Genomic DNA, 4,020 nt, shown 5'->3' with positions numbered 1-4,020 from the left:
GCTGAGGCGTGGATTTATATCGCAAATATCCGCATGCTCACAAGGCGCATCGCAAGATCATGATAAAAATGAATTCTTTATGAGTCAGCCTCTGAAAACTGGTAGTTTTATAACAATTACTAAGAGGATGAATACATAAGAAATAATTGCAACTAATAATTATAAAACCAATATACCAGTTTTCAGGGATATCTATTGACTAACTCTAATGATTAAAATCGTGAAAATAAATATTCATTTTGCAATATCTGTCTTGAGGGGAGTAGACATTATGTCTCTTATAAAGGTCGGTTTAAAATACCTGACGTTAACTACGGCACTTGTAGCGCCAGCTTTTATACCAACCTTTGCCTATGCACAAAACAACAAATCCATCCCAGCAGCCGCTGATGCGGAATATCACGCCAATTGGGGGCTTGATATGATCAACGCCCTGCCCGCCTATCTTAAAGGATATACCGGTAAAGGTGTTGTCGTAGCCGTGATAGATTCCGGCCTTGACGTCAATCATCCTGAATATGAAGGTCGCGTTTCCCCCTTTTTCTACAACTTTGGTGACGATCAGGCTGATAATGATGTCTTCCCTCGCAAAAGTGATGGATCATTGAACGGACATGGTGATCATGTTGCGGGGATCATTGGTGCAGGCCGTAATGGCTTTGGCATGCAAGGCGTTGCCTATGACTCCATACTAATGCCCTTACGCGCGGTTGAAGTTGATGGCCGCAATGAAGGTTTTGCCCCGACAAATGAAGCCATAATTCACGCCGTCGAAAATGGAGCAAAAGTCATTAATGGTAGCTATGGGCCAAATACTTTTCCCTTGAGGAAACTTGAAGACAAGACCACAAATCCAAATTATGAAATACTGAATTACCAACTCATTGCTGCTTCCCCCGATTTTTTAGAGCAAACCTATCAAGTGCTTAAATATGCAGCAGACGAAGATATTGTCATGGTCTTTGCGGCAGGAAATGAACGCTTGGAGCAACCTGGTGCTTATACGGATATACCAACCGGTAATGGCATGTTTCCGCTCATCACCCGCGATTATATCAATAGTGGAAAGATCAAGTTCCTTGATTGGGATGCAGGGCCAATTGACCTCCAAAACCCTGATACCTACCAGTTTTTAGACCCGAATGACTCCGACTTTGATGATATGGATTTCTCTGATCTCAAAGGCTCACTGATTGTGGTCGTTTCGGTTGGCCGTGACGGCAAGCTCGCTCCTTATAGCAATGAATGCGGTGAAACGGCGGAGTGGTGTATAGCGGCTCCCGGCGGAGCGATGACACGTGAGAATATTTCGGGAGGGATTTACTCCACTTGGCCGCAAGGCGATGAGAATAATGGCTATCGATACATACAAGGTACATCTATGGCAGCGCCACATGTTGCTGGCGCTGCGGCGGTTGTGCGCTCCGCATTTCCCTATATGAATGCCCGCCAGACCATTGAAACCATTTTAACCACCACCACAAAAACCGGTTTTGAAGATCAGGACAAATTCGGACAGGGTTTACTCAATCTCGGCGCGGCCATTGATGGTCCAATGGCCTTTCGTTACGCTGGTGTTTTTGATGTAGATACACAAGGTTATTCTTCAATCTGGTCAAACTCCATTTCCGGCATAGGTGATCTCACCAAGCGTGGCGATGGCATTCTCGTTCTTAGCGGTCAAAACACCTATCAGGGACCAACCAATATTGTTGGCGGTGGTCTGGAAGTACAGGGAAGTATTACATCAGATAGCCATGTCTCGCAGACAGGCCAATTGTCCGGCAGCGGCTCTGTTGGCGATGTAATGCTGGCAAAAGGTGGCAATATCTCTCCGGGCAGTGCGATTTTTGCAGACAATGCAATCGGTACTTTAACGGTTAATGGAACTTTCATCCAAACAAGCGGCTCAACCTATATTGCAGGTCTGGCAGCCGCTAATGGCACTGATCACATTAGCATCAATGGTGTAGCTATATTTGGCAGCAATAGTTCATTGGAGCTTGTGCGCCAAGGCGCCGGGCGTGGCACTGCTGCCGGACGCTACACATTACTTACAGCCCGTGACGGTGTTATCGGTACCTATGATAATTGGGGCGGCAGCTTGGTTACGCAAACGCCGTTCATCGATTTTGCCTTGGATTATGATCTCTATAATGTCTTTTTAGAAACCAGCCGCTCAGATGTGGCTTTTGCGGATATTGCTGTTACGCACAATCAAGCAGCCACCGCAACAGCCTTGGAAAGTCAGGGCGAAGGAAGCATCTTATACGACCACATGTTGTTCTTGAATAAAACAGAAGCCCGGCAGGCCTATGATCAGCTCTCGGGTGAGGCATATGCCTCGATACAGTCCTCATTGATCAATAACAGCGCGTACACGCGTACAGCTGTATATAATCAATTGTCCCGAAGCTTTTCCAAGTCTTCAGGCGTTGGTGAAACAACAATCGGTTATCTGGATCAGCCGAATTTCTGGATGCATGGCCTTGGTGAATGGACAACACAATCCGGCAACGACAATACGGCAAAAACAAGAAACAGTATTGGCGGTTTTCTGACCGGTATTGATGCACAGGTTTGGGATAATTGGCGGTTTGGCTTACTGGCTGGTTACAGCTACAGTAAGTTCCGCATTCATGAACGCATGTCTTCCGGCAAAAGTGACGATTATACCATCGGCTCGTATGCTGGTACTGAAATGGCCCATAATCAAGGCACTTTCGCATTCCGCTCGGGGGCTGCTTATACATGGCATAATATTGACATGAACCGTGGTATCGCCTTTGCAGGTTTTGAAGATAAGCTAACAGCGGATTATAAAGCGGGAACATTTCAGGTTTTTGGTGAGCTCGGCTATAAACATCAAACAACAGAACAATTTGCTATCGAACCCTATGCCAATCTTGCGTATGTGCATTTGAGAGCAGATAAATTCAGCGAAGACGGCCGTAATGGCGCAGCCTTGAACATTTATAAATCCACGATGGATACGGCGTTGGCATCGCTCGGATTTCGGATCTCGGCCGACCTTAATCAAGAGGTTATCCCGGTTAAAGCACGTGCCGACATTGCATGGCGACACGCTTTTGGCGATGTGACACCAACATCAAAAGCAAATTTCACCGGATCTGATGCTTTTACTATCAATGGCATGGCTATTGGTCGTAACACCGCACTTATCTCGGCCGGACTGGATTTCCAACTTGAAAAAAATGCAGTTCTTGGAGTTACCTATCAGGGGCAATTCGGTTCCGGCATCACGCAAAATGGTCTGAATGCCAGCTTGAAAATCCAGTTCTGATGAATTTACGTTAAAACATGCCGCTATGCAGCTTACTCGTGCAACATCTCCTTCTCTCCCCATTGCGGGACAGAAGGAGATGTTAATGAGCATGGGTGACCGCGATATTTTGCGCCCAACCATAGTCATATCCGTGGACGTGAGAGTGTCTTCACTTCATCGATAACAGAAGCGATTTTTTTTCATAAGCTTTGTATGCCCAATACTGAAATCTGAGGCAATTTGGCGGCGCGGCAAGTCACTGTCCAGTGCGATGCAAACCGTATTGAGCTGTGAGTTTATGGCGACGCGGACGGAAAATCAGGTTGATCTGATCGTGAGCGACAAGGAACCTTTGCGCCTGTCGCGCTGACTTGAACCAACCCAATATCGTTTCCTGTTTTCGCGTTGGCCTATGAGAGACTTCTATAGCATTATTCAAGCCTTTATGAATTCGGTGATCCGCATCTGCTGAAAGGTTTTGTATCGGCTCAATGTAACTACGCAGCTTGTCCGTCACGATCACACGTGGTTGACGAATTGCTTCACCAGTCTGGAGAAAAATTGTTTGGCAGCCTTAGTATTTCTACGCGTTTGAACCATAATATTAAGAACATCGCCATCTGCATCAATTGCCCACCAAAGCGAGACTGTTTATTATTTTGTGTAAGTTGCCGCTTCTTTTACAAGTGATCTTTCAAACGATGATCAAAATGTATCGTAAACCAATTCATGGC

General features: G+C 46.0%; 1 protein-coding gene and 1 pseudogene. One reads left to right on the top strand and one right to left on the bottom strand.

The features are described from left to right. Positions 1-271 precede the first annotated feature (271 nt). Positions 272-3,304, top strand: coding sequence for an autotransporter domain-containing protein (locus FHS77_RS15635; protein WP_184224850.1), 3,033 nt, complete (start codon positions 272-274; stop codon positions 3,302-3,304). A gap of 238 nt (positions 3,305-3,542) precedes the next feature. Here the strand turns inward: FHS77_RS15635 and FHS77_RS15630 are convergent. Beyond that, a pseudogene (locus FHS77_RS15630) lies at positions 3,543-3,928 on the bottom strand (IS6 family transposase); the annotation flags it as partial. Between the last annotated feature and the right edge of the window lie 92 nt (positions 3,929-4,020).

This window comes from Paenochrobactrum gallinarii (genome assembly GCF_014205685.1).
In the GTDB taxonomy this organism is placed as follows: Bacteria; Pseudomonadota; Alphaproteobacteria; order Rhizobiales; family Rhizobiaceae; genus Paenochrobactrum; species Paenochrobactrum gallinarii.
Note: the sequence above shows the minus strand (reverse complement) of the source record. Positions and strands in the feature narration are given on the sequence as shown.

Coding starts and splice junctions, on each gene's coding strand:
- FHS77_RS15635 (WP_184224850.1), top strand. CDS start 272: ATGTCTCTTATAAAGGTCGGTTTAAAATACCTGACGTTAACTACGGCA.